This window comes from Hyphomicrobium sp. 99, from assembly GCF_000384335.2.
GTDB lineage: Bacteria > Pseudomonadota > Alphaproteobacteria > Rhizobiales > Hyphomicrobiaceae > Hyphomicrobium_B.
On the sequence record NZ_KQ031382.1, the window covers coordinates 1,696,430 to 1,719,352 of the forward strand.

The following is a 22,923-nucleotide window of genomic DNA, read 5'->3' on the forward strand; positions in this document are numbered from 1 at the left end:
GAGCTTTCAAATCAGCGCCCGCGGCCACCGTAATTTCCGCCGTCTCCGCCGCCGCCACCGCGATGGCCGCCGAACCCGCCCATCCCGCCGCCGAGCACGATTCCCATGCCGGTCATGCAGCCTGGGCAATCGTCACCGTAGCCACCATCCCGCTTCGGCTTCCGCGTAGTGGCAACTTTTTGCTTCTTCTTTGGCTCGGCCTTGCGCGGCGTTTCAGCTTTCCGCGTTTTGACCGGCGGATTGATCTGGATCGGCGAATGGGGATTTATGCATTCTTTTGCCGGCACGTCAGGAAAAGAAGCCTCGATGATTTGCGCGCGCGTCAAAAGCGGATTGGGATCGATCGACGGCGTATTGATCACGAACGGAAACGCCGTATCGAACGCTACTGTATTGCCGTCAGGCAGCTTCGACCAATTGTAAGGGCCTGCGACCCTGCCGTCGCTCCCAATGTGCATCATCTGTCCCGGCTGATCGAGAACACGGCAGACACTCTTTTTGCCTGTCGCCTCGAGCGCGCCTTCGTGAAGCAGCACCCACACGGATTTGTCCGGCAGAATGTAAGTATCGAAAATCGTGCCGCGCACCGTTATCGACGCGTTCGGCGTATTGATGACGTATGTTGGCTTCGCGGCGACGCCGGTGATGAAGCGAAACGCGCCCTTCGCCATGTTGAGAATGATCGAGCCCGTCTTCTTATCGCTGTCGTAGACGAATTTATCGAGTACGAGCCGCGAACCCGGACCAAGCGCAAGCCTCGTGTCGTCGTCGAGTTTGAACTCGCCCTGCGCATCCGTGTTGACCTCGATGATCTCGTCCTGGCGAACGTCATCGCCACGCGCGAGTTTGCGCTGCTTCTCGGCGAAATCTGCCATGACGATATTGGTGATCGCGACGGCATCGCCGATGCGCTCACCCGATGCTGCGTGCGCTGACTCACGATGCGAGGAGACGAGACTGCCTGCTGCAGCGATCAGGGCGATGATCGCAAACTTCTTGCCTGAAGATCTCGACATGGATGGTCCTCGGATACGACGCATCGAGCGCTATGCACCTTATGAATACCACAGTTGCGCTTTGTGGAATTGTTTACGTGCTTTCGACGCTAAGTCGATGTTCCCGCCGTGACATGCATTGATGCAATGCGGGGAATTTTCCCGATGGATTCAAAATAGCTGAATATAACGCATAAAGTTGAGCCTTCCGTATGTCGCGAAGGCAACTAAGCGACGATGATCGCCGCTTGAATCTGATCGATGTTCACGGACCGTTTAAACCAATTACGCTTTGAGCAGTTGTGGCATTGCGAAACGATGACCACGATCGCTTGTCATGAACGCCCCACTCGACGGCGCGACATGCGCCGGGTGTCATGGAGCGGGCGTGGGGGCCGCCCGGTCGGTGCCGACTTCACATCAGGAAAGTGGCTCTGGAGCGACGGCAGCGTCGACGGCATCACCAAGACGATTTTGGCAGGCGTGCCCGAACCGAAAGAGCATTCGGGCGCAATGCCGTCGAAGGGTGGCGTCGAGATGTCTGATGATCACGCGAGGGCCGTCGCCGCCTACGTCGGGGCGCTCGGCCATCAGAAGAAGTAGAAACCATGAGCGCGCTGCCTCCGAGGTGGCGCGCTCATCTCATTCAGAACAGGCGCGCGCCGTTCGGAACCTTGATGTCGGGTTTAAACATCACGACCTCTCCGTTCTCATCCGGAAAGCCGAGCGTCAACACTTCCGACATGAACTTGCCGATCTGGCGCGGCGGAAAATTTACGACCGCCGCCACCTGACGTCCGACGAGCGTCGCGCAATCATAATGGCGCGTAATCTGCGCGCTCGATTGCTTCACGCCGATACCGCTGCCGAAATCGATTTTGAGTTTCAACGCCGGCTTCTTCGCTTCCGGATAGGGTTCAGCGGCAATGATGGTGCCGACGCGAATATCGACCGCAAGAAACTGATCGAACGTGATCGTCGCCGCGGCAGGCGCATTGGAATCGTGAAGGAGATGCATCGTTCTATCTTACCCGAGCTTACCTGTTAGAAATTGCGCTTCGCCGTTTCCAAACGACCAGTCGGCATCCGTGTTGGTGACGAAGTTCACCATCACATCGCTCGGCGCGATGCCGCAACGTTTGGAAAGCGCCTCCGTCAGAAGGCGATAGAAGGCTTGCTTCTCTTCGGTAGAGCGCGGCCTCGTCGTCACTTGGACCAGAACGACTTTCTCAGTGCGCTCGATGCCAAGGCCAGTATCTTCGATCCGCACGCGGCTCGGCTCGTGCTCATGCACGATCTGATAACGGTCGCGGACGGGCACCTTGAACGCCGCGAGCATAGCCTCGTGCGCCGCATCGAGCAGCGTCGCAATCTCGTCGTCGGTGCGTCCCTTGATGAGATCGAATCTGAGAAATGGCATCGATTATTTCCTTGAGATTGAAATTTCTATGAGACGTTAGGATTGATTGCCGATCTCGACAACGAGACGGCCGCGCACTTTCCCGGCGAGAAGATCGCCCGCGGCGTCGATCGCCTGATCCAACGGAATGATCCGCGTCATGCCGTCGAGCTTTTCGAAATCGATCTCGTGGGCGAGGCGTTCCCAAGCCGTCACGCGATCGGCAAGCGAGCGGTAGACCGAGTTGATGCCGACGAGCGTAACGCCACGCAGAATGAAGGGCGCGACCGTCGTCCGGAAGTCCAAGCCCTGTGCCAAGCCGCACGCGGTGACGACGCCATCGTCCTTCATGCTGGCGCAAACATTCGCAAGCGTATGGCTGCCCACGCTATCGACGGCGCCCGCCCAGCGAGCCGTTTGAAGAGGTCTGCCGGGCTCTGACAGCGCTTTACGATCGATGATCGTCTTCGCGCCGAGGCCCTTGAGGTAGTCGGCTTCCTCGACGCGGCCCGTCGATGCGGCGACGTCGAAACCGAGACGCGAAAGAAGAAGAACCGCAACGCCGCCAACGCCGCCGCCCGCACCCGTCACGATGATCTCACCCTTGTCCGGCGTGACGCCTAGCCGTTCGAGCGCCATGACACAAAGCATCGCCGTATAGCCCGCCGTGCCGAGCGCCATCGCGCGGCGCGCACTCAAGCCTGCGGGAAGCGGCATAAGCCAGTCGCCCCTGACGCGCGCATATTCCGAAAGGCCGCCCCAGTGATTTTCACCGACGCCAAATCCGTTGAGCAGAACGGCATCGCCCGGTTTGAAACGAGCATTGCTGCTCTCTTCGACGACGCCTGCGAAGTCGACGCCCGGCACCATGGGAAACGAACGGATGATCGGCCCCTTGCCCGTAATCGCAAGACCGTCTTTGTAGTTGAGTGTCGAATGACTGACGCGGACCGTAACGTCGCCGTCGGGGAGTGCCGACTTGTCGAGTTCAGCAAGACGAGGCGTTGCACGCTCGCCGTCTTTTTCAATCAGGATCGCCTGAAACATATCGCGCCTCCGTGGGATTTGGCGCGTGTACCCTTCGCAGGCATAGGAGGCAAGATGCGAAACGGCCGCCATCGCTGGCGGCCATCACTTTCGCATGGGAGATATGCGGCGCTTCACATTTTAACGCGCTTCTTCTCCGGATCGTAGAACGGGAACGGCACGACCGTTGCCTTGAAGCGCTTCTGCAGGCCGTCGAGGCGTCCGATCTCCAGCGCTGTCCCCGTCGCCGAATGCGTCACGTCAACCCGCGCGAACGCAAGTGTCTTCTTGAGAAGAGGCGAACGCATCGCGCTTGTTACCGCGCCGACTTGCGCCCGGCCGACGAAAACAGGATCTCCGTGCGCGGGTTTCTCGTTGCCCTGGATTTCGAGGCCGACCAGCTTCCGAAGCGGATTAGCGCGGCGGTTCTCGATCGCAGCCTTGCCGATGTAATCTTCTTCTTTCTTCGTCGGAACGGTGAAGCCGATGCCCGCTTCGAGCGGGTCGGTCGTTGAATCGAAATCATGTCCGCCGAAGACGAGGCCAGCTTCGATGCGAACCATATCGAGCGCATCGAATCCAAACGGCTGAATTTTGAATGGCGCGCCGGCTTCCATGATCTTATCCCAAACCGCAGGCGCGTCCTTGGGATGGCAGAAGACTTCGAATCCAAGTTCGCCTGTATAGCCGGTTCGCGAGACGAGAACCGGAATGCCAGCAACGCCGCCGATGCGTCCGACTGTGAAACGGAAAAGTCCCAGTTCCTGCATCGTCGGCCGGCCGGGCGGCGTCTCGATGATCTTCTGAAGTATCTCCCGCGACTTCGGACCCTGGACGGCGACGTTGTTGATTTCGGCCGTCGCGGTCTTGAGATGCACTTTATAGTTGGTCTTGGCGAGCTGCTCTTTGAGCCAGATGAGGCTCGTATCGTCGCCGCCGATCCAGCGGAAATTGTTCTCCGCCAACCGGAAGAGCGTTCCATCGTCCACCATGCCGCCGTGCTCGTAGCACATGGGCGTGTAGTAGATTTGTCCGACTGAGAGCTTGCGAACGTCGCGCGTGATGATGCCTTGCAGGAACTGCTCCGCGTCCGGACCGAGTACCTCCATCTTCCTGAGCGGCGAGAGATCCATGATCACAGCGCCCTCGCGGCACGCCCAATATTCCTGGATCGCTCCCGCGTTCGAATAGCAGTGCGGCACCCAGAAGCCGCGGTAGTCGCCGAAGTTGCGCGTGAGAGCCGACGTGCGCGGGTGAAATCCCGATTCTCTTGTCAGCTGGAGAGGAGCATCCGGTGCCATTCTGAATCCGATCGAGCGCTTGAAGGGGGTATCTTTCGGATAGACCCGAACGTGTATCTCGGTCAGGTGCCAGCCGTTGGAAGCGTCAATGTCCGCAGGACATGCGGAGGTGCCGCAGACGAGATCCGTCAGTGCGCGCATCATCACGTAATCGCCGGGGCGAGACCACGGCTCGTCGGACCATATGTTGTTATGGCAGTCGACGTTGGTGTTGAAGAAGAAGTTGATCGCCGGCCAGCCCTTGTAGTTGCCGATCGGGTAGTCCTTGAGTGCGTCGTTGAAATTGTCGGTGCAGTTCGGATGCCCGAAGTAGCCCATATTCTCATAGTAGCGTGTCGTGCAGGCGAGGTTGAACGTATCGTGACGCCCGACGGTATCTTGCACGATTTCGACGAGCGGATTTCGATCCTTATCGAAGAACTTCGAATAGAGGCCGGGCTTCGGATACGCGGCGCCGATCATCGACCGCGTCGTCGTCGACTCAAGGCCCAGCACTTCGCCGCGGTCGAGCGCGCGGCGATTGAAAGCCAGAAAATCCGAGCACTGGCGTCCTTGCACGTCGATGATCTGAATGTATTCACCTTCGTGAACCTCGAAGCTTTCCGCGCTCGAAATATTGATGCGGATGTCGAGACGTGGCTCGGCGATCGGATCCGGCAGCTTGGCTTCGTTGAGAAGCCGCGGATTGGCGCGTTGAATGAAGACCAGGATATCGGTGGCCGGCGTCTGATCCCAAACGATCATCGGCTCGGCCGGCGCACCGAAGACGGCGAGAACTGAGCGTTCCACCTGCAGCGCGACAACATCGCCCGGAACGCAATCCGGTCCGAGCACGCTCGCAGCTTTCACGCGACCGATATCGAGTCCGCGACGGAACAATCCGAAGCGAACGCGTTGTGCGTCTTCGCTATCGGCTTCAAGTGCCCGCTGAATGCCGGCCGGCGTGCCGCGCCCTTTGAGGCCGAGTGCCGCAAGATCGCTCTTGCCGCCTGGCGCGAACGCTGCGATCTCCACGCCTTGTCCGCCTTCCAGCGGACTGAGTTCGACGCGGTCTCCCTTGTCGAGTTCGAACACGGCCGTGCCGCCGCCCTTCAAAACGTAGCGTTCGACGCCCGGCTCCAGCGAAGCTTGACCTGGGACGAAGAGTTTGGGCCGGGCAGGGGACGTCAGAACTGTGTCGCTCATCTTGTCCTCTTGTCGCTAAATGGCGGGACTGGCCGCGCATGCGACCAGTCCACTATTCGACTTCTGATGCCGGCGCCGAGTTACTCGGCGGCGACTTTGCTTGGTTGATTGAGGAACGCTTCCATCGAGTCGTCTGCGGCTTTCATCCAGGGTGTGTGATGGATGGGCGCCTGCGTGCCGGTCAGCACCGATTTGTGCGAACGGTCGCGGTAGGTCAGGATATCTTCCATCTTGTGATGTTCCCATTCCTTGAACATCTTCGCGACGGCATCGACATCGAGACGCGGATAATCCGTCGGCGTGATGAGATCGCGGACATACTCCGTCTGGAAGTCGATCGCCTCGGTCGCGTCGGCGATTGCTTCTTCCTTCTCGGTCCACTTCTGGATGTCATCGAACATTTCGGGCTTCGACGGCAGCTTGATGCGTCCGAGAACGACATCGCGCGCGTACCACGCCTGGGCGTCGAACATATTGAACGTATAGAACTGATCCTGCATGCCGATGTACATCAGCTTCGGATTGTCGAGCCAGAAGATGCCCTTGTAGAGGAATGGCGGATAGAGCCGGTTGCGTGACTTGAGGCGCAGCGAGTCTTCCATGAACGGGTGGTGGTGGAGATATCCCGTGCAGAGAATGATCGCGTCGACGTCTTTCTTGGTGCCATCCTTGAAATAGGCAGTCTTGCCTTCGACGCGCTCAAGCAAGGGGACTTCGTCCATGCGGGCCGGCCATTTGAAGCCCATCGGCTTCGTGCGCCACGAGAACGTGACGGACTTGGCCCCATACTTGTAGCACTGAATGCCGATGTCTTCCGACGAGTAGCTCGCGCCGACGCACAGAACATCCTTGCCCGCGAACTCATCCGCCGAGCGGAAGTCGTGCGAGTGCAGCGTGCGTCCGAGAAATTTATCGAGCCCCGGAAATTCCGGAATATTCGGCGTCGAGAAGTGGCCGCTGCCGCAGAACACATAGTCGAACTCTGACGACGAGAGCGTGTCGGAGACGAGATCCTTCACCGTTACGGTGAACTTCTGCGTCTCGTCATTGAAGGTGACGTTGCGAACGGCGGTGCTGAGCTTGATGTAGTGCATGATGCCGCTGCGTTCGATGCGGCCCTTGATGTAGTCGTGCAGCACGGCCCGTGGTGGGAATGAAGGTATCGGACGGCCGAAGTGCTCTTCGAACGAGTAGTCGGCGAACTCCAACGCTTCCTTCGGTCCGTTCGACCAAAGGTAGCGATACATGCTTGCGTGGACCGGCTCGCCGAACTCGTCTGTTCCCGTGCGCCACGTATAGTTCCAGATGCCCCCGCAATCCTTCTGCCGCTCGTAGCAGACCATTTCGGGGATTTCTGCTCCCTTACGCCGTGCGCTCTCGAACGCTCGCAAAACCGCCATACCGCTGGGGCCGGCGCCGATAATCGCTATTCGCTGTGCCATATTTGGTCCTTCCGAAAAATCAATTCGCTAGGATTTCTACGTGCGTGCGTGGATGGATTAGATTTCGTCGCGTGGATGAGTGCGGAGGCGGAGCGGATCGTAGAACGGCATCCGCACCACGGTCGCCGGCCAGTCGCCGCCGTCATGAACGACGAGTTCGGTGCCGAGCTTGGTGTAAGCAGGTTCGATCTGCGCCATCGCGAGCGATTTCATCAGATGCTTGCTGTAGGTCGTGCTGGTGACGACACCGACCTGCTTGCCGTTCGCCGTGATCTTGGAACCGGGCGCAATGGCTTTCGTGTGATCGACCTCGAGGCCTGCAACGAATGTGCGTTCCTTGCCCTTCTTCTCGACAAGCGCCTTCTTGCCGATGAAATCCGGCTTCGAGAGATCAACCGTCCAATCGGCCTTCACTTCCCAAGGCGTCGTATCTTCGTTCGTCATCTCGCACGGGAAGAACAGCAAGCCGCCTTCGACGCGCACGATGTCGAGGCACGCCCACGAAACAGGGATGACGCCCTTATCCTTGCCCGCGGCCAGGATAGAGTCCCACATCTTGTGCGCATCCTTGGCCGCGCAGAAAACCTCATATCCAAGCTCGGCCGAATAACCGCCGCGAGCGAGACGCACTGGCGTTCCGAACAGTGTGGACTCCTGGTGCTTGAAGTAGCCGAGCCCGGCGAGGTCCATCGGCGTATGCGGCGCCAGAATTTCGAGCGATAACGGTCCCTGCAAAGCGAGAACGTGCACATCGTCATCGCGCTCGACCTTGACGTCGTACTTCGGCGCGAGCGCGCGGATCGCCTCTTCGACCTTGCCCGCTCCATGAGACAGTCGGTACTCGGTCGGGCTATCGACGTAGATGAGAACGTCGTCGATCAGGCCGCCGTTTTCATTGACGATATTGGAAATATGCGAGTCACCGGGCTTGGCTTTGGTGATATCGGATGTCAGCACATAATTGAGCAGCTTCGTCGCGTCCGGCCCCGACACGTTGAGAATTTGCAGCGAGGAAACGTCAAAGAGACCCGCCCGGCAACGAACGGCTTCGACTTCGACATAAGGATCGGTAGCGTACGTCTGCGGAAGTGGCATGTTGTTCCACGAGACGGATTCCAAATCTCCGCCATTCGCTCGATGGCGATCGTTCAGAATGGATTGACGTGGCAGATCGGCTAGGGACATGAGCACTACCTCTTGCTTGTTTTTTTGATGGTCTGCGCGAACTCTGTCTTGAAAGTGATTTCTTAATCCGGTCCGCCGCCGGGTGAGGTTGGGGCGCCGTCGTCGTATTTCGAAAGGTACGCAATCGCCATGTCGCGGTAGCGGCCGAGGCTTTTGTACTCGACGAGTTCAGGCGGCAGCGAACTCAGCACGCGCGGCAGGCGGCGGCCCCACTTCGGCACCGTGACGATCTGCTCGAGGCTCATCAGGTAGCCGCGGATCGAGAACAGGATTGCGTTCGAGCGAGGCAGCCTGAAGAGGCCCTGCATCTCGACGCGGAGATGCACTTTCTGGCCGACATTCTCCGGCGTCACCGTCATGCGATCGCTGGCCCACTTGTGATAATTTTCAGGGCTCGTATCGAGACGCGGATTGATCGTCATCGTCCAGTTCAAGCGGCGAACCGGATTGCCGATCTGCAGGTTGAGGAGAAATTTCAAAGCGCGCTCGAACACGCCGGCTTCGTGCGCCAGCGGCACGGGGCCATGCCATTCGAAGAAGTTCATGCCAACATCGAAATCGAGCGACCAGTCGGCCTGCGATGTGATGATGCCCGCATCCATCCAAAGCTGATTATCGCGCTGGTCCTGGATCGAGAAATCGCCCTGCACCTGACGGCCGATGAATTCCATCGGCTGGTAGGGCAGCGTGCTAGCGTCGAGGAACGTGAACTTCTGGTCGATGCCGAGCGGCCGATTGATCCAATGCCACGCTGAGCCGTCGCGATGGAGCGTAAAATGCTCGGGGTAATCGCGCGCCAGCGATGTCATGAGCAGCTCGAGCATGTCCCACTGCGCCGTCATCATGTGCGGCAGCGCCTGACATCTGAGCGGATCGGCTTCGAGAACCAGCGCACGATCGCGCATTTCCGACACATAGTGCTCGTCGACATCGAAGTGGTGCTCGAAGGGAGACCCCTTCGGACCCGGCGTATGCGGTTCGATGTTCACCGAATACCGGTACTGATCCTCGACGAAAGGAAACGGAAAGCGCCGAATGTTCGAAGGACTATTTGTGTACGTAAAGTCGTCTCGAAAGGTCTCGTTTCTAAATGTCAGTCCCATGCCAAGGTCTCCCGGGAAGATTTTTTGAAATTGCGCATCAGAGATCAAGCGTGATTGATCCGGTCTGAATGCGAGACATGCAGATCATGATCTTTTTGCCGCTGACCTTCTCGGGCTCGGTAAGGTAATGATCGTTGTGCTCGATGAAGCCGTCGCAGGCGACCACATTTGTCTGGCATTGTCCGCACGCGCCGCCACGGCAGAGGAATGGCGCGTCGACACCATTCTCCTCCAGCGCTTCGAGAATGCTCTGATGCCCGCGAACGACGATCTCGCGACCGGAGCGGGCGAGCTTGACGACGAACGGCTTACCCGGAGGCGGAGCACTAAATTGCTCCGAATGAACGTTCTCATCGGGCCAACCAAGCAGCTTCGCGGTTTGCAAAGCCCAATCGATCATCGGCTTCGGCCCGCAGACGTACATATGCGTGCCGAGGCGCTGGCCGCTCAGAACATTTTCGAGCGGGATCAACTGGCCTTGATCCTGCCGGTAGATGTTGATGCGCGAACCGTAGCGCGATTGGAGATATTTGCAGTACGCGCCGTCCTCGAGCGAACGAACACCGTAGTGCAGTTCGAAGTCGGAACCGAGACCGTCGAGCTCGTTCATCATCGACATGAAGGGCGTGATGCCGATCCCGCCTGCGATGAACACATGCTTCTTCGCAAGCTTCGCCGGAGGAAAGAGATTGAGCGGCTGCCCGATCTCGAGTTCCGTGCCGACCGTCACGTTCTCATGCATGAACCTCGAGCCGCCGCGAGATGGGTCGCAGTTCAAAACGCTGATTTGATAGCTCGACGTATCGGAGGGCGCACCCATCAGCGAGTATGGGTTGCGCAGCAGGCGGTCGCCCGCGTGCATCACGACCGAAATGTGCGAGCCGCCCGAGAATTCGGATAGCGGAGCGTTGTCGGCATCGACCAGGCGAAAGCGCTTGATGCGGTTTGCTACAGGCTCGACCTCGGCGACGCGAACGCGACGTAGAAGAGATCCGCTCATTGATACAACGCCTCCGTCGGTGGAATTTCGCCGGGGACTTCGGCATCGATGCAAACGCCCTGGAATGCGGCGAGGCGGCGGGAATAGTGATCTCTGACCAGCAACGTGAGGCCACAGTGCGTGCATTTCACCGGGTTCGTCGTGACGTTCTCGATAAAGCCTTTGCAATGGACGCATTGCACGCGGCGCATCAGCGAGCCGCGATGTTCGGTGCGGATCGACAGATGATCGATCGAGAAATCGCCGCCAGCCTGCACGACGGAGCCGATGAGAGGTTCGGAGCCAGCAGCATAGAGGCGCAATCCCATGGGCGCCGACTCGAGCAGCTGCCGCAAACGCGCGATGCCGTCGGCAAGCGTCGTGTGGAATTCGATGTTCGCTGACGCGAGTTCGCGAGCGGTCGCTTGCCGGTCTTCGTCCGCAAGACTGTCGGCAAGGATGACCGTCGAGCGTTTCACGAAGGCGTCGTCGGCGCGCGAAAACAACTCGGCGACCGCCGCTGCCCCGGCTTTGTCCGTGACGATGATATTGCTGCGCGCATTGAGATCCGGGCTGAGGCCCGGATAGATCGGTCGGCTTTTTATCGTACTTGGTGTCATTAAGTGCTCCCTGGATCCGTCAAGTCCTCGTGCCGGGGACCGGCGGAAATGGATCAGAGCAGACCGGAGCGGCGGAGGAAACCGCCCCGGGCTGCAATTTCTTTAGGCGGGCAGCTGAAAGAACCAGTTTGACGCCAGTACGACGAGCAGGCCAGCCACGAGCACCAGATAAGGAAGCACCCCGGCTTTCCGCTTTTTCAGGTCGTTCTGAGTGAGCCCCAGATCCTGCAGCATGTGGGCAGGAAAGACGCCCTTATCCTGCACGTAGTGCCGGTAGCAAAATACCGGAATAATCAGCGACGCAGTGAACAATCCCGCCCATAGAGCGATGGGATTCCAGACCTTCGCTCCCGCGCCCATGAAGACGGCATTGACGAACGCAAAGACCGCGCCGATGGCGAGCACGAACGTCGGCGCGCGCCACGGACGAGGCACGTCCGCGTTATCGATGCGGTGGATCCAACCCGAATTGAGGTTCAGGAAGTTGAAGATGATGTACCCGCAGTTCGATACCGCGAGGATGAAGAAGAAGCTCGTGGCGTCCGCGCACGCGATCGCGAGGACTGCAAGGTTGATCACGAGATCGGTCCACATCGCTCGCGTTGGTGCACCATGTTCATTGACGTGGCTGAGGTAGCGCGGCAGCCAGCCATCGCGCGAGCCCTGGTAGAGCGTGCGCGATGATCCGGCCATAGCGGTCATCAGGCAGAGCATCAAAGCCAAGATCATCAGCATGACGAGGAGACTGGTCACCAGTCCGCCGTGGCCGACCATACCGGCCATAGCTGCCGCGACGCCGGAGCCATCGACGATCGAAGGCTCGAGCATGCCTTCGAGGCCCAGAACACCCTGGAAGGTGAATGGCACGAGCGTGAAGAGAACGAGGCAGAGCAGACCCGAATAGAAGATCGCCTTGAACGTATCTCGGCCGGGATCCCGGAACTCGCTCGTGTAGCAAATGGCGGTTTCAAAGCCATATGTCGACCATGCGGCAATGAACATGGCGCCGAGCACAAGCGTCCAGCCGGCAATATCCCAATGCCCCATCTCCGGCGCGTATGCGGCTTTCAGCGGTTCGAGCGGCGTGAAGTTCGACCAGTTGATTTGCCCCGTGAGGATCGGCACCACGCCGACGATGAGCATCGGTATGATCACCGCGAGGCCGATATATTTCTGCACGCTCGCGGTACCGAGAATGCCCCGATGCTGAATGGCGAACGTGATCAGCATCAGCACCGCGCCGATGAAGAACGCAGCATTGAAGGAGAACGACACCGGGCCGAGCGTCCCATGGAAGAGGGCCCAGTTGCGAACTTCCGGCGTCAGCGCGGAGATGGCATCCGCCGAAAGAAGTGCGGCCACCGCGTCCGCTGCCGCCTTGCCTTGGTTGGCTGCGAGCCACTCGGCAACCCGTGGCGAGTCGAGCGGGATCGAGCTGGCGTGAGCGCTGATCCAAGCCGCGATTTGCGGTGCGTCAGCGGGCGGTATCGGCGCGAGTGAGTTGAGAATGTAGGCCGCCGCGATCGAGCAGCCGAGCGAGAGCACCGGCGACCACGCGAACCAATTGCACCAGACGGACAACGGCGCGATCAGTTTCGAATACCTGACCCATGCCGCCGCGCCATAGACCGATGCGCCGCCCGATTTACTGGGAAAGAGACCCGCGATTTCCGCGTACGTGAAAGACTGGATGAACCCCATGATCATCGAAGCGAACCAGACGAGAAAGGCAACCTTTCCCGCAACGCCCGCGATGCCGCCGATGGAAAACAAGACCAGAGCCGGGACTCCACTTGCGACCCAAAAAGCTCCCCGCCAGTCGATGGCTCGTACGAGTTGACCGGACGGAGCGCTATGCTCTCTGCCCGCAGTAAGCGTTCCAGTTTCTATGGCCATTATCGCTCCGCCTGAGCCTGTTTATTGAAAAGATTCGTACAGTGATTGATCCCTGAGTTGGTCCGGCGAGCGTCGCAATCGCATGGACCCAAAAGAATACGTCCCCCGTCGGAAGCGGCGTTAACGAGACGCAAGCAGATGATTTTGCGACATAAACCAATTTAAACCAGAAATTACCGCAATTGATCCGACGTGGCCATGTTAGGGAACGTCGAATTACCTTCAAGTCAAAAAAATCACCAAAAAGAAACGGCTTTGACTGTTTCGCAGGCACAAAATCCAGATTCTATCGATATTAAATACGCTTAGACATTTTATCGCATGTGCGAACCTACTTTGGGCGGAATTGGTCTAGCCCGGTTGCATTCTGTTCGGAAATAGCGAATTCTCTTTCTTATCGGGGTGCAATTCCTCGGAAATTGGAATTCCGCGCGTGCCTGTGGACGAAACCAAAAATTGGACTGATCTGACAGTCAGCGCATTCGCAGCATTGGGACGTGGGCGGACGAATGACGCTGCCCGATTGTGGCTCCAGGCGGCGGCAGTGGTGGATGAGGCGACCTCTACCGCATCGATCATCGCCGCCAGCCACTCGAACGCCGGCATTGCGCATCTCATCCTCGAGAACCGTCGTGAGGCTGATGTTGATTTTCGCGAAGCCGATGAGCGTTGGAGCGAAGTGATCGAAAGCGTCGCGACACTCGACATACCGATGACCGGTTCGAGTTCGTTTCACTTCCGTCTCGCAACGAAAGTTCCGCAGCTGCTGATCGAGGCTGGCCGGCGGCGATATCGTCATATCGCCGAGGCAGCGCAGGCGATCACGCGCTTCAATCGTCTGTTTGTCGATGCGGACAATCTGGCGTCCGGATTGGTCGACCGCGAGGCGCGCGAGCTTGCTTCCACGCTTGGCGAAATCTTGGGTTCAGCCTCAGCCGAAGTTTGCCTACTTACGATGACGAGCGAGCGTGCCGACGACGCGACCATCTTCTCTCACTACAACTCAAAAATAGCGGATTTTGCTCACCGTCAGCCCGCGCTTGCGAGCGCGCTCTCGGCAGACTGCGCGGCTTTTGAAAAAGCTGTCGCGCTCACCGCGCTGCTGGGGCCTCGGGCATTTTCCGCCATCGAGCGCCAGAAGGAAAACGCCGAAACCCGCTTCGAAAATTCAAACGTCACCAGAACCTGAGCTGAAACCATGTCTGACACATACGACTTCGAATCGCCGCCTTGGATCGATGATGTAGCGCGCCATCCGCTCGTCACGCCGCGCGTGAAGGAGATCGCGACTAGCCTTTTTGCGCGCTTTGCTTCGGGAGAATATCAGTTCGGAACACGAATTCCGGCCGAACGGGATTTGGCTGATGCCTTCGGCGACAGCCGCGCAACGATACGCCAGGCGCTCGAATTCTTGTCGACGTACGGCATTGTAGCCCGGCGACCGGGCAGCGGAACGTTCGTCTCATACCAAAAAAAGCGTTCGCCTCGCGAGAGCCGCAATGGACGCGCATCCGCCTTTCTCGATGTCGATCAACTCGCCGAGACAGCATCTCCGTTCGCAATGAATATCGCCAGTTCCATTCTGGCGCCCGAGATAACCCGCCTCGCGACGATCTACATGTCGACGCGCGACATCGCCGATCTTCAAGGCCAGCTCACCCGCCTCGAAGCAATCGTGACTGAAGCCGACGAGTTCGCTACGTTGGAACAAGAGTTTCTGATGAGCATCGCTCGAGGGACACACAACTCGCTGATCGTCGCGATGTACGCCATTGTGCACGAAGTGCGCGGCCATCCGCAGTGGGCCGCAGCGCGCCAGCAGGTGCTGACCCCGGCAAAGATCAAGAGCATCCAGTTGATGTTCAGATCGCTCTACGACGCCATCGAAAGGCGAAATGTCGAGACCGCCGTAGAGATCATCAAGCTCTACGTCGCCAATGCCCACGAAGACATGATCTACGAATCGTGAGCGGTCAGCCGATCGAGCGTCTCGGCGGAAGCCGCAAGGTGCTCGCGCTGGTCCCACATCAGGTTCAACGCCCGCATGTGCTTGACGAGTATTGACCGGTGTTTCGACCACCAGTCCGCGATCGAACAGAACTCCTGAATCCGTGCCTTGCCGTCGATGATCGCAACGACAGGCCAATCCCCGACGAGCGCGTTATCGATCCCGAACAGATCCTTCCCCCACCATCTGGCTTCGCCGAAAGCGTGGGGACCGACGCCGCCGACCTTCATCGCCGCGAGCACGGAGAAGGGCTCGAAAGTGCGCGCCCGCTGCACGGCTGATTTCCAGAGTTCCAGCGTCGACGCATATTCCCACGACACAGCACTCCATGTTCCGGGAAAGCGACGGCAGAATTCGTCGTAGAATTTGCCGGGATCTTCGAAGTTCACATGACTCTCGTTGAGACGAGGATCATCGAAGTCCGGAAACTGAAAGACGAAGCCTTCCATGAATTCGGCGCTCGTGCGCCGGATGAGTTCGGGATAGTTGTCGCACGTGCACGACAAGAGGTGCCCACTAAAACCGCGTTTGAAGGCCTCGATCGTGAGCGCGTGCACGAAGGGCTCATAGGCCGTATCCCAGCAGAGAATGTCCGGCTTCTTCGCCATCAACTCATCGACGATCGGCCCGAAATCGCTTGTATCTGGATCGAACAGCCGCTCCGCGACAAGCTCGATTCCAGCCGCTTCGAACGCCGCTCGATAGGTTGCGATCGACGGCAGTCCGAGAAGATCGCGCTGCGCGCACAAGGCCGCGGTCTTGATCTCGGGATGTTTCCGCTTCAGCCACTCGACGCCCGTGACGTTGAAGATCGGATGCACCTCGCTGGGCGCAACGAGCGTCGGCACGTCCGGCGAAAGGTCACTCGGCAGAAGCGTTGCCACGAGCATCCGATGCTGACTGATGAGCCGTCTGACTTCCGCCGTCAGATCATCGCCGCCGATCATAAGGATGAGCTTCACGCCATCTTCCATGATCAGCTTCCGTGCACCTTGAAGTGCGCGGTCCGGCTGATACATGGTGTCGTACTGAATGAGCTCGAGCATGTATCTGCGGCTGCCGATCTTCAGCCCGCCGGCAGCGTTGATGCGCTCGACCCAAATGAGGCCCCCGTTGAGTCCGGGGAGAGCCCAGGCCTTGACCGGACCGGTGAGGGGGGCGAGAAACCCGATCTTCAAAATTGTTTGAGATCCGAGCCCGAAGTCCCTCATTGCAACCGCCAGAGCCGATGCAACGGCGCTTCTGGGTCTAACGGCCATGGTCTGGCTTTACCGGACTTGAAAATTGTCGAGGCACTGGTTCAACTTCTTGGCATCTTGTCAGGGCCGCGCGCAATCGCGTCAGCCTTCACTTATTGAAGAACTTACGATGACGCTGAACGCGGCGCTAGGTCCTGTCGATAGAGCCGCGCAAAGAAGTTCGAGCGCCGTTCCGCAACAGCGAAAAATGGGCAACCTCTCAGCCGCAGCTAGTGGGTCGCTCCGGTGGTTGCGATTGCTGACGTTTCGATCGAGGGCGCAGGTTGTCCAGGTTTGGCGGCGATCTCAAGCTGGTGGGTGCCGCGGACTTTCGTCAGAAAGCTATCGAGACTCGGACCCCAGATATCCCAGCCTTGCCGATCGTCAGCGATCGAGTGCCCGTCGCTGCCGTAGGCGGGAAGAATGTGTTCTTCCGCGTTGCCCCCGGCGCGATTCCAGGCTTGCGCCAAATCTTCCGCGAGAGCCGGTCCGAAATAGCTGTCGTTCTCGGCGTAAAACCAGATGCTCGGAACGTGCGCCTTGCCGCCGTACGTGTTGGCCGCCGAAACCAGATCCTCACGTCCGCAAACGGCGTTGGAGCGGCCGTAGGCGTGACCGCCGCGTCCGCCAGCAAAATTCACGATGGCCTGCACCTGCGGGAGATTGCGCGCAGCAAGCGCCAGTGATGCCCATCCACCCGTCGAGACACCGGCGACGATCGTCTCCTTCTGGGCGACGAACGATTGCTGGCTCATGTAATTGACGGTCGCCGCGATATCATCGGCCGCGATGGTGCCGGACAGATAATGGTTCGGGTGGTCGCACGTCCCGATCGCTTCCGAGAGCGGGCCGCCGGTTGCGCCGTGGCCGCGACGCTGCGGCAGCACGACGGCATAGCCGCGCTCGACGAACCACCGCGACAGCCAATAGTAGACCGGCATGGAAACGGCGAGGCGCGTCGCTTCATCCGTACCGTGATTGATCACGACGAGCGGATATTTCTTATTGGGGTCCGATGGATCGGCCTCGGGACGGAAGACAGTCGCGCGCAGCGCTCGTCCTTCTTCGCCGCTCGGCATAATCCAAAGCTGCTCGCGCATGCGCGCGCCTTCGGGCCCGAAAGGGCCGAACTGACGGTCGTCCGCATTTGCGGGCCAGCACGACAGCATCGTCAGCATCATCAGTGCGGCGATCAAAATGTATTGGGTATTCACAAGCCGGGCCGATCTGCCCATCGACTGGGACAGAAAAGTTCCCCTTACGAAATCCATTAACAGTTCCCCGTGCGATCGTATTCTTGCACCGCCAGTGGAAAGCGCTGGCGCGTCTCAGTCAAGGGCCCCAGCGACACACCTTGATTTGATGCACAAAATGCCGGTTTTCCTGCGCATTTTGCGGTCTGAGCGTGGCTTCCCTGAACCGGCTTGGTCTCACAATTTCCGCATTTCACACAGCGCGGGCACAGGCAGAAGAGGCTTTTTCGATGCGGCAAAAGAAAGCGCCGGGACATGCCCGGCGCTCGTAACCGCTAATCGCTGTGTCGGGCCGTTACCACCAGCACAAGCCAATGCAGTAGCCGTACCGGGGATAATCATGGCGCCGGTACGCCGGCTGATACGAGTTGTAATAATAGTGCCGCCGATACTCTTGGTTATGGCGGTGATAGTAGCGGTGACGCCAGTACCGGTCGCGCCAGTGCCGATGACGCCAGCCGTGATGATGCCCGTACCCGTTACCCCAATGGCGGTGATGCCAGCCATGATGCCGGTAGCCGCAGTGGCGATAACCGTGGCGCCACCAGCAACGATAGCGCGCTTGCTGAACGACTTCGGGCTGGTCCCCCTTCAACGTCAAAACGTTGCTCGTAATCACCGCGGCCCGCGCCGGCTGGGCATTCACCCCAAATAGAACGGCCATCGCGCAGCTCAGCGCGATGAGCGAAAGCAATTTTTTCATGGGCTCCCTCCCGATCACAATCAGCCTCGGGCGCCGTGCGACGTTCCGAGGACAGAGCGTTCTGGATACAGCATTTGGCAAATGTCAGTACAACCCCAATCCGGCGCAAATGAACCGGACGAAAGCCGCTTGTGACGGCACTGTGGCTCGTTCGCGCCACCATTGAGAGCGCCGTTGAGACGGAAGCGATAACGCAGAAGCGATGAGCAAAAACCTCGGGTGTACTTTTCAGTAGATTACTGGCGGCTTGGCCTTGCTCAGCGGATGGGCTTCGATATAGTGATGTAAGAGTATGAAATTAAATAATATTTTTCACAGCTGATTATAACCTTCCCACGCTTAAAGGGAGTGTCGGCAGACCATATGCGTTCGCCGACGCAAATATCGCACGTTCCAGCACGGGTACTGCTGTGCAAAGCGCTGTCGGTCGAGCGAGCGAGCCCTGTGCCGTAATAGTGAGCCGGCGTCCGTTGCGCCGGGGGCGGCATCTGATCACGAACCTGCTCAGCACATTTTAAGGCGACCGGTCGCGACTAACTGACCGATTCAAAAATGCGATCGCTGATTTGCGGGTCGTCTGGCAGAAGATAATTCGGGTTCAGATCGTTTAATTCGGGAATTGTCTTTGAATGCGCGATGTCGTCGATCGATTCGATAACGTAAAAGCGATTATTCGCGGCTTTTAAAAGCGGAGTATCTGCGAGCGAGTTGCCAAATGCCGTGGATATGGAGAATTCCTTTTTCAGAATTTCAATCGCATTTTCTTTCTCCGACAGATTACCGAAATTTTGCGAAACGCGCCGTGTGTGGATGCCGCGATTGTCCTTCTCGATTTGCAGCGCCAGAACGCGATCTGCATGGATCTGCGGCGCAAATGCTTCAAGGACCTCGACTGGGCTTCCGCTGACCACGATAATGGTCATTCCCATCTTGGACAGTCGCGCGGTGGTGTCCCTGGCAAATGAGAAAAGACCATTGTCCTGCTTGGCGAATTGGATTGCGACCTCGCGCACATCATCAGCCGCGATCCCTTCCAGGGTCGCTGCATAGGCGTCGGCAATGTCATCGATCAAGTCGCCGTACGAAATGCGTTCGGCATGAAAATCGTCAAAAATTTCCGTTACGCGATTTTGATGGACGGCTGGCAAGTTCAATTCTCGACTGAGAAACGGCATCCAGTCGAGGAACATATAGCCCTTGCGTAGCGTGCCGTCCCAATCCACAAGGCAAGCGCTCGGTTTTTCGTCTTTGTATTCCATTTATGGATCTTTCTCTCTTTGCGGCATGGCGCAGTTATCCGTCGCGCGACGAGCGTCGCGTCAATAGGAAGCGCCAATAGGATTCAAATGGTTTTTGTGATGCGGGCTACTCGCTATATGCGATTTAGCGATCTATAACGCCACGATCATTGAACCTCACGATAAGGCGCGGTTGAAAGTCGATGAACCAGATCAAAGGTCTCCTTTTCGATAAAGACGGCACTATTCTGGATTTCTATAAGACGTGGATTCCCATCAACCGAAGCATGGCGCTGGACGCTGCAGGTGGAGACGTCGAACTCGCTGCTGAGCTGCTCCGAGCAAGCGGTCATGATCCGGATACCGATATCGTCGCGCCAGGCGCTGTGCTGGTCGGGGCCGATGCCAGCGAGCTCGCCATATTTTTTGCCGATTTTCTGAAAGAACGGGCGCCGCCGAATTTGCTCGAAATCATTGCGAGGAATTTTCGCGAAGGCGGCGCCAAGTACGCAACGTTGATCGACGGCGCGACTGATGAAATCGCGAGGTTAGGTTCTTCGGGATACCGGCTAGGGCTTGCGACGAATGATACCTTTGATGGCCTGGAAGCGTCGCTAGGGCGCTTCGGGCAACTGCTCGACATGTTTGAATTTCGCGTCGGGTGCGACAGCGGCCACGGTGCGAAGCCTGATCCGGGAATGGGATTGGCGTTTGCTGAACTCGTCGGGCTCGAGCCGTCTGCCTGCGCGATCATCGGAGATTCAACCCACGACCTCGAGATGGGCCGACGCGCGGGCTTCGGACTTTGTGTTGGCGTTCTTACCGGTCCGTCTCGGCGCGCCGACCTTGAGCCGCACGCGGATATCGTGATCGACAGCATCCTCGATCTCACCAAAGTCCTCGGGGAACGCGGCGCGGGGGCGCCCGAATAAAGCGCTCGCGCTTGCAAAAGTGTTGTACTCGTCGCAGAAAATGTTGCAATCTCCAAAATCGTGATCATGGATCGGTCCTAGGTAGCGGGGACCGGCTGTCATGATTGCCGCCCCGCGCCAGGAATATGACCCGCGCGCATGGGCGGATTTTTTGGAGGATTGAATGCCGGACAGTGGGCAAAAGACAGTCCAGATTCTGGAGCTCAATGCGTACGGCGGCGATCCGGAAAGTGGATCGCAAAGCCCGCTTCTGAAGCGCAGACTTCAGAATACCGGCGCATCATCGGTGCTCTTCTATCGCGAGCCCATCGAGATGGTTTCGGCGAGCGGCGCATGGATGACGGCTGCGGATGGCAAGCGCTATTTGGATTTCTACAACAACGTCCCATCAGTCGGACATTGTCATCCGCACGTGGTCGCTGCTGTGGCAGATCAGATGGCCCGGCTCAATATCAACACGCGCTATTTGAATGCGCGCGTCGATGACTACCTCGACCGGCTGAAGTCAACGTTCCCATCCGCGCTCTCGAACGTCGTCCTTACATGCAGCGGCAGCGAGGCGAACGATATCGCGATGCGCGTCGCAATGGCGGCCACGGAGAAAACCGGCTTCATCGTCACTGAGAACGCCTATCACGGCAACACCGCATGCGTGACGGAGATTTCGCCGGCTGCTCTTAAGAAGCGCACGTTGCCGGATCATGTCATAGCTATTCCGGCTCCCACTTCGGGCCCGCTTGCCGGGAAAAACTTCGCTGCAGACGTGGAGCGCGCGATCTTCGAACTGGCGGCGCGCGGGCACGGACTTGCGGCATTCATCTGTGACTCGATTTTCTCGAGCGATGGAATTTTTGCAGATCCTGCAGGCTTTTTGAAAGAAGCCGTCGAGAAGACGCGAGAGGCGGGCGGCCTCTATATCGCGGATGAAGTTCAGCCGGGCTTTGCGCGCAGCGGTGATTCATTCTGGGGGTTCGGCCGCCACGGCGTTGAGCCCGACATCGTCACTATGGGAAAGCCGATTGGAAACGGTTTCCCAATGGCCGGCATGGCGACGCGCCCTGAGCTGCTCGAACGTTTCTGCCGCGACGTCGGCTACTTCAACACGTTTGGCGGCAATCCTGGTGCCGCTGCCGCAGGTATGGCTGTTCTTGAGGTCATCGAAGCCGAAGGGCTGCAAGAAAACGCGCGGAAAGTCGGCGGATATCTGAGGGGTAGACTCGAGGACATTGCGCGATCGGTATCGAGTATCGGCGAGGTTCGCGGTGCGGGTCTTTTTATTGGCGTCGATATCTGCAGCGATGGTCAGCCGGACGCGAAGAAGACTTCGGACGTGATCAATAAGCTCAAGGCCGAGGGCATATTGGTGGGTGCCGCTGGCGTGTTCGCCAATACGCTGAAATTGCGGCCCCCGTTGTGTCTGACTGAGAGCGAAGCCGACATCTTCGCCGACGCGTTGCGGGATGCTCTTTCGACCTGAAACGAGGAGCGAATTCCATTCGCGTTTTCGAGCGACGTCCCGTCGCCCTCGCGCGGCCTATTCCTCGGCGACGATGATCTCCACGTCGGCTTCTTCGAGCGCTTCGAGAAGCTCTCCCTCGGGAGCAACGTCAGTAATGAGTATGTCGACGTCATCGAGCTTGCAGACGAGTTCCAAGCACGTATTGCCGAATTTCGAATGATCGACCATCAGGACGGTGCGGGCCGACTGAGCGACGATCGCGCGTTCCGCCCATGCGATACCCGAAACGACTTCGGTCCCGCCGAGAGGGCTTAGGCCGCTGACGCTCAGCAACGATGTGTCGAAGCGAAATTTGCCGATGAATTCGGTCGTTTCGGGTCCCCAAGTGCAACCCTCTGCGGGATCGTATTCTCCAGGCGCAATGACGACACGGGTCCGCGAGTCCGGTGCGAAGCAACTACTCGCGGCCAAGTTGTTTGTGAACACGGTGAGCCGGCGATTTTCTGCTGCGAGATGCTTGGCAAAAATATAGGCGGTTGCGCCAGGGCCAAGCATCAGGACATCCTTGTCCGAAAATAGCTGGATGGCGCTACGTGCAATCGCCGACTTGATATCGGCAAATGCGGTCAACCGCTCAGCCCAGGGCGGCTCAGAGCCGACCGACTTCGCAACGGCGCCGCCGTAGTGTCTCTGAACCAAATCTTTTTCATGCAGGTAATCGAGATCTCTCCGGATCGTTTCGGTGGAGACGTTCAGCGAGCGCGCCAATTCGGTGATGCGCAAAGATGCGTTGGTGTTGAGCGCCTTGAGAACGCGATCACGACGATCGTCCGGCCGAAGCTTCGTCATCTTCTTAAGGTCCTTGGGCAGCTGTTCAGCCATTCTTGTTGTCCTTATTTGCGCTGTTTGCCAATGTCCGACCAAAAAATGTGTAACTTCCAACAAAAATTGTTGAGGTCGC

Annotated in this window: 21 protein-coding genes; 5 read left to right on the forward strand and 16 right to left on the reverse strand. The window is 58.4% G+C overall.

Translation table 11 applies throughout. The annotated features are described in order from the left end of the window. Nucleotides 1-11: 11 nt before the first annotated feature. Entirely contained in the window at nucleotides 12-1,016 is a 1,005-nt protein-coding gene (locus G359_RS08185) for a FecR family protein (RefSeq protein WP_045835715.1), read from the reverse strand. A gap of 342 nt (nucleotides 1,017-1,358) precedes the next feature. On the opposite strand from G359_RS08185, the gene G359_RS08190 reads away from it, so the two are divergent. After that, nucleotides 1,359-1,598 (forward strand): cytochrome c family protein, encoded by a 240-nt coding sequence (locus tag G359_RS08190; RefSeq protein ID WP_045835716.1) that lies wholly within the window; start codon nucleotides 1,359-1,361, stop codon nucleotides 1,596-1,598. 43 nt (nucleotides 1,599-1,641) lie between these two features. Here the strand turns inward: G359_RS08190 and G359_RS08195 are convergent, their stop codons facing one another. From G359_RS08195 to G359_RS08240, 10 genes are all read right to left on the reverse strand, one after another. Beyond that, on the reverse strand, nucleotides 1,642-2,013 hold the full coding sequence (locus G359_RS08195; RefSeq protein ID WP_045835717.1) for a tRNA-binding protein: 372 nt from the start codon (nucleotides 2,011-2,013) through the stop codon (nucleotides 1,642-1,644). A 9-nt stretch (nucleotides 2,014-2,022) separates the two neighbouring features. Further along, on the reverse strand, nucleotides 2,023-2,415 hold the full coding sequence (locus G359_RS08200) for a tautomerase family protein (protein ID WP_045835718.1): 393 nt from the start codon (nucleotides 2,413-2,415) through the stop codon (nucleotides 2,023-2,025). Between the two features lie 36 nt (nucleotides 2,416-2,451). Then, nucleotides 2,452-3,441, reverse strand: coding sequence for an acrylyl-CoA reductase (NADPH) (locus G359_RS08205; protein ID WP_045837808.1), 990 nt, complete (start codon nucleotides 3,439-3,441; stop codon nucleotides 2,452-2,454). Between the two features lie 113 nt (nucleotides 3,442-3,554). Continuing rightward, on the reverse strand, nucleotides 3,555-5,906 hold the full coding sequence (locus G359_RS08210; RefSeq protein ID WP_045835719.1) for a DUF1989 domain-containing protein: 2,352 nt from the start codon (nucleotides 5,904-5,906) through the stop codon (nucleotides 3,555-3,557). A gap of 80 nt (nucleotides 5,907-5,986) precedes the next feature. Next, nucleotides 5,987-7,348 carry an NAD(P)-binding domain-containing protein gene (locus G359_RS08215; protein ID WP_045835720.1) on the reverse strand — a complete coding sequence of 454 codons (1,362 nt, stop codon included), beginning with the start codon at nucleotides 7,346-7,348 and terminating at the stop codon, nucleotides 5,987-5,989. A 57-nt stretch (nucleotides 7,349-7,405) separates the two neighbouring features. Continuing rightward, nucleotides 7,406-8,533: an aminomethyltransferase family protein gene (locus tag G359_RS08220; protein ID WP_045837809.1), complete on the reverse strand. Its 1,128-nt coding sequence runs from the start codon at nucleotides 8,531-8,533 to the stop codon at nucleotides 7,406-7,408. A gap of 62 nt (nucleotides 8,534-8,595) precedes the next feature. Beyond that, nucleotides 8,596-9,636 (reverse strand): heme-dependent oxidative N-demethylase family protein, encoded by a 1,041-nt coding sequence (locus tag G359_RS08225; RefSeq protein WP_045835721.1) that lies wholly within the window; start codon nucleotides 9,634-9,636, stop codon nucleotides 8,596-8,598. Between the two features lie 37 nt (nucleotides 9,637-9,673). Next, complete coding sequence (locus G359_RS08230; RefSeq protein WP_045835722.1) at nucleotides 9,674-10,636, reverse strand: PDR/VanB family oxidoreductase; 963 nt, start codon at nucleotides 10,634-10,636, stop codon at nucleotides 9,674-9,676. Then, a complete protein-coding gene (locus G359_RS08235) occupies nucleotides 10,633-11,235 on the reverse strand; it encodes a C1 domain-containing protein (protein ID WP_045835723.1) in 603 nt (200 codons plus the stop codon). Before G359_RS08235 ends, G359_RS08230 begins: the two co-directional genes overlap by 4 nt. A gap of 102 nt (nucleotides 11,236-11,337) precedes the next feature. Next, nucleotides 11,338-13,131, reverse strand: coding sequence for an APC family permease (locus G359_RS08240; RefSeq protein ID WP_045835724.1), 1,794 nt, complete (start codon nucleotides 13,129-13,131; stop codon nucleotides 11,338-11,340). Between the two features lie 433 nt (nucleotides 13,132-13,564). Here G359_RS08240 and G359_RS08245 point away from each other — a divergent pair, with 433 nt between their 5' ends. Then, a complete protein-coding gene (locus G359_RS08245; RefSeq protein WP_156150710.1) occupies nucleotides 13,565-14,320 on the forward strand; it encodes a hypothetical protein in 756 nt (251 codons plus the stop codon). Nucleotides 14,321-14,329: 9 nt separating this feature from the next. Beyond that, nucleotides 14,330-15,100 carry a FadR/GntR family transcriptional regulator gene (locus G359_RS08250; protein WP_045835726.1) on the forward strand — a complete coding sequence of 257 codons (771 nt, stop codon included), beginning with the start codon at nucleotides 14,330-14,332 and terminating at the stop codon, nucleotides 15,098-15,100. On the opposite strand, the gene G359_RS08255 is transcribed toward G359_RS08250, so the two are convergent. The 4 genes from G359_RS08255 to G359_RS08270 form a co-directional block, all read right to left on the reverse strand. After that, a complete protein-coding gene (locus tag G359_RS08255) occupies nucleotides 15,088-16,398 on the reverse strand; it encodes an ABC transporter substrate-binding protein (RefSeq protein ID WP_045835727.1) in 1,311 nt (436 codons plus the stop codon). The two genes, G359_RS08250 and G359_RS08255, sit on opposite strands and share 13 nt — an antisense overlap. A gap of 209 nt (nucleotides 16,399-16,607) precedes the next feature. Continuing rightward, nucleotides 16,608-17,648: an alpha/beta hydrolase family protein gene (locus tag G359_RS08260; protein ID WP_045835728.1), complete on the reverse strand. Its 1,041-nt coding sequence runs from the start codon at nucleotides 17,646-17,648 to the stop codon at nucleotides 16,608-16,610. A 277-nt stretch (nucleotides 17,649-17,925) separates the two neighbouring features. Next, entirely contained in the window at nucleotides 17,926-18,333 is a 408-nt protein-coding gene (locus tag G359_RS08265) for a hypothetical protein (protein ID WP_045835729.1), read from the reverse strand. A 533-nt stretch (nucleotides 18,334-18,866) separates the two neighbouring features. After that, nucleotides 18,867-19,592, reverse strand: coding sequence for a haloacid dehalogenase-like hydrolase (locus G359_RS08270; RefSeq protein ID WP_045835730.1), 726 nt, complete (start codon nucleotides 19,590-19,592; stop codon nucleotides 18,867-18,869). Between the two features lie 182 nt (nucleotides 19,593-19,774). Between G359_RS08270 and G359_RS08275 the strand changes: the two genes are divergently transcribed. Together G359_RS08275 and G359_RS08280 are read left to right on the forward strand one after the other, a co-directional pair. After that, nucleotides 19,775-20,503, forward strand: a complete 729-nt coding sequence (locus tag G359_RS08275) for an HAD family hydrolase (RefSeq protein ID WP_045835731.1) — start codon at nucleotides 19,775-19,777, stop codon at nucleotides 20,501-20,503. 163 nt (nucleotides 20,504-20,666) lie between these two features. Continuing rightward, complete coding sequence (locus tag G359_RS08280) at nucleotides 20,667-21,980, forward strand: aspartate aminotransferase family protein (RefSeq protein ID WP_045835732.1); 1,314 nt, start codon at nucleotides 20,667-20,669, stop codon at nucleotides 21,978-21,980. Between the two features lie 57 nt (nucleotides 21,981-22,037). Here the strand turns inward: G359_RS08280 and G359_RS08285 are convergent, their stop codons facing one another. Next, on the reverse strand, nucleotides 22,038-22,844 hold the full coding sequence (locus tag G359_RS08285) for a DeoR/GlpR family DNA-binding transcription regulator (protein ID WP_045835733.1): 807 nt from the start codon (nucleotides 22,842-22,844) through the stop codon (nucleotides 22,038-22,040). Between the last annotated feature and the right edge of the window lie 79 nt (nucleotides 22,845-22,923).

Excerpts from the sequence above, each read along its gene's own strand:
- G359_RS08265 (WP_045835729.1), bottom strand. The coding sequence starts at position 18,333 with ATGAAAAAATTGCTTTCGCTCATCGCGCTGAGCTGCGCGATGGCCGTT.
- G359_RS08260 (WP_045835728.1), bottom strand. The coding sequence starts at position 17,648 with ATGGATTTCGTAAGGGGAACTTTTCTGTCCCAGTCGATGGGCAGATCG.
- G359_RS08190 (WP_045835716.1), top strand. The coding sequence starts at position 1,359 with ATGCGCCGGGTGTCATGGAGCGGGCGTGGGGGCCGCCCGGTCGGTGCC.
- G359_RS08195 (WP_045835717.1), bottom strand. The coding sequence starts at position 2,013 with ATGCATCTCCTTCACGATTCCAATGCGCCTGCCGCGGCGACGATCACG.
- G359_RS08215 (WP_045835720.1), bottom strand. The coding sequence starts at position 7,348 with ATGGCACAGCGAATAGCGATTATCGGCGCCGGCCCCAGCGGTATGGCG.
- G359_RS08250 (WP_045835726.1), top strand. The coding sequence starts at position 14,330 with ATGTCTGACACATACGACTTCGAATCGCCGCCTTGGATCGATGATGTA.
- G359_RS08240 (WP_045835724.1), bottom strand. The coding sequence starts at position 13,131 with ATGGCCATAGAAACTGGAACGCTTACTGCGGGCAGAGAGCATAGCGCT.
- G359_RS08225 (WP_045835721.1), bottom strand. The coding sequence starts at position 9,636 with ATGGGACTGACATTTAGAAACGAGACCTTTCGAGACGACTTTACGTAC.
- G359_RS08285 (WP_045835733.1), bottom strand. The coding sequence starts at position 22,844 with ATGGCTGAACAGCTGCCCAAGGACCTTAAGAAGATGACGAAGCTTCGG.
- G359_RS08200 (WP_045835718.1), bottom strand. The coding sequence starts at position 2,415 with ATGCCATTTCTCAGATTCGATCTCATCAAGGGACGCACCGACGACGAG.
- G359_RS08270 (WP_045835730.1), bottom strand. The coding sequence starts at position 19,592 with ATGGAATACAAAGACGAAAAACCGAGCGCTTGCCTTGTGGATTGGGAC.
- G359_RS08235 (WP_045835723.1), bottom strand. The coding sequence starts at position 11,235 with ATGACACCAAGTACGATAAAAAGCCGACCGATCTATCCGGGCCTCAGC.
- G359_RS08210 (WP_045835719.1), bottom strand. The coding sequence starts at position 5,906 with ATGAGCGACACAGTTCTGACGTCCCCTGCCCGGCCCAAACTCTTCGTC.
- G359_RS08185 (WP_045835715.1), bottom strand. The coding sequence starts at position 1,016 with ATGTCGAGATCTTCAGGCAAGAAGTTTGCGATCATCGCCCTGATCGCT.
- G359_RS08230 (WP_045835722.1), bottom strand. The coding sequence starts at position 10,636 with ATGAGCGGATCTCTTCTACGTCGCGTTCGCGTCGCCGAGGTCGAGCCT.
- G359_RS08220 (WP_045837809.1), bottom strand. The coding sequence starts at position 8,533 with ATGTCCCTAGCCGATCTGCCACGTCAATCCATTCTGAACGATCGCCAT.
- G359_RS08275 (WP_045835731.1), top strand. The coding sequence starts at position 19,775 with ATGAACCAGATCAAAGGTCTCCTTTTCGATAAAGACGGCACTATTCTG.
- G359_RS08205 (WP_045837808.1), bottom strand. The coding sequence starts at position 3,441 with ATGTTTCAGGCGATCCTGATTGAAAAAGACGGCGAGCGTGCAACGCCT.
- G359_RS08255 (WP_045835727.1), bottom strand. The coding sequence starts at position 16,398 with ATGGCCGTTAGACCCAGAAGCGCCGTTGCATCGGCTCTGGCGGTTGCA.
- G359_RS08280 (WP_045835732.1), top strand. The coding sequence starts at position 20,667 with ATGCCGGACAGTGGGCAAAAGACAGTCCAGATTCTGGAGCTCAATGCG.